General features: G+C 36.5%; 3 protein-coding genes. All 3 read left to right on the forward strand.

The features are described from left to right. The coding region (locus ACFSCX_RS16215; protein ID WP_377929295.1) for an aminoglycoside phosphotransferase family protein at positions 1–493 on the forward strand (493 nt) is incomplete at its 5' end. A 327-nt stretch (positions 494–820) separates the two neighbouring features. Further along, positions 821–1,252, forward strand: a complete 432-nt coding sequence (locus ACFSCX_RS16220) for a GrpB family protein (protein ID WP_377929296.1) — start codon at positions 821–823, stop codon at positions 1,250–1,252. Positions 1,253–1,382: 130 nt separating this feature from the next. Further along, positions 1,383–1,643, forward strand: a 261-nt coding sequence (locus ACFSCX_RS16225; RefSeq protein WP_465252672.1) for an EexN family lipoprotein, incomplete at its 3' end; no start/stop codon positions are given.

Below are 1,643 nucleotides of genomic sequence, written 5' to 3' on the forward strand. Positions count from 1 at the left end.
GGTCGTGTACGATTATATACGATCGGAAGACTGCGAATTGCCACTGTCCGTGCGGCAAATGCTTATCGACATCGATGAGCAAGCAGACGAGATATTCGCCCGTATTGAAAAATTGCCCCTCGTGCTATGTCACCGAGACTTTTGGGTAACCAATCTTATCTATGCTGATGGGAATTTCGCGCTTATCGATTGGGACACTAGCGGATGGGGCTACCTGGGCGAGGATCTCGCAAGCCTGATTGCGGATGAACCGGATATCGATAACATGGTCGAACACTACCAACGATCCATCCCTGCGTATTACAAAGGCTTTTCGGAGTATGCGGATGTATCACGAATTTCTGATCATTGTGTCTACGAGATAATCCTTCTCGTATTCGGGTACAGGCTTGTTGAGGGGTATCTCCACACAGAGGATGATGACGAGAAGAGGAAGCATGTCGATACTCTCCAAAAAATCTATGAAATGAAAACCATACCCGTTATGGTTTAATAAAATTTACAGGCTATCACATCAGCCTGTTTTGAGCAGCACCGTATGGGAAAGCATTTCCTGAGGTGCTGTTTGTATTTTTCCTAATGATCAATCTGGGTATTTTTGATATCAGGTAGGTATGCTTATTCAAGATAAGGGTGCGAATCTTCAAGAAGGAGATTACTCCTATTTTATTGAAGTAAAGGAGCAGAAATCTTTAATAAGGAATGCATTATAAAGGGGGAATAATTCTTGAGAATAACCAATATACTTCCTTGGACTAAAGAGTGGGAAATAGCATATAGAAAAGAAGAGAAATTACTAAAAGAAATATTATAAGATGAATTGGTTGATATATATCACATTGGAAGTACGTCTGTACAAGCAATAGGTTATGCAAAACCAATAATAGATATTTTGATTGTTGTTAAAGATATTGAAAATATTGATTTATACAATGAAGAGTTACTAAAAGTGGGCTATGAACCTAAAGGCGAGAATGGAATATCAGGAAGAAGGTACTTACCGAAGGGGAAAGAAAATAGGACTCACCATGTACATATCTTCCAAGTCGGTAATGAAAATATAAAAATACATTTGGATTTTAAAAAATATTTAATGAAACACCCAGAGGATGCTAAAAGATATGGAGATTTAAAAATAAAATTAGCAAAACAGTTTCCTGAAAATCATTATAAGTATCAAACTGAAAAACAGAAATTTGTTAAAGAGTTAGTGGGAAGGGCAAGAAATTGGGCAAATTTCTTATTAAGTTAACGGGTGGCGAGAATGGAATTAGAGATTGTGATTAGCTACAGCTGATACTATTTATTTTTTTGAACAGTAGCTAGAGTATTCAGAAATAAAAAGATGATAAATTTCGTCTATCTACAAAAGGAGGGTTAATATGAAAAAAATAATTTTATGTACATTTTTAATCGGACTTTTAGTAGGTTGTTCAGAAAAAACAGAAACAGTGATAAAAGAGGATTGGGAAGTAAGTCCAACGTTTAATATTCCTGTTACATTTGGTGATGGAACAAAAGGAGAGTATGTTTTGCTAGGTGAGGAAGGAAGAATTGGCTTTTTAGTTGGCTCTGGTAAAGAAGGAGAGGCCGAAGCTCGACCAATTATTGCAGGAAAAGGTAATAAATATATGTGGCATTTT

The organism is Bacillus salitolerans (assembly GCF_042680805.1).
GTDB classification, from domain to species: Bacteria; Bacillota; Bacilli; order Bacillales; family SA4; genus Bacillus_CJ; species Bacillus_CJ salitolerans.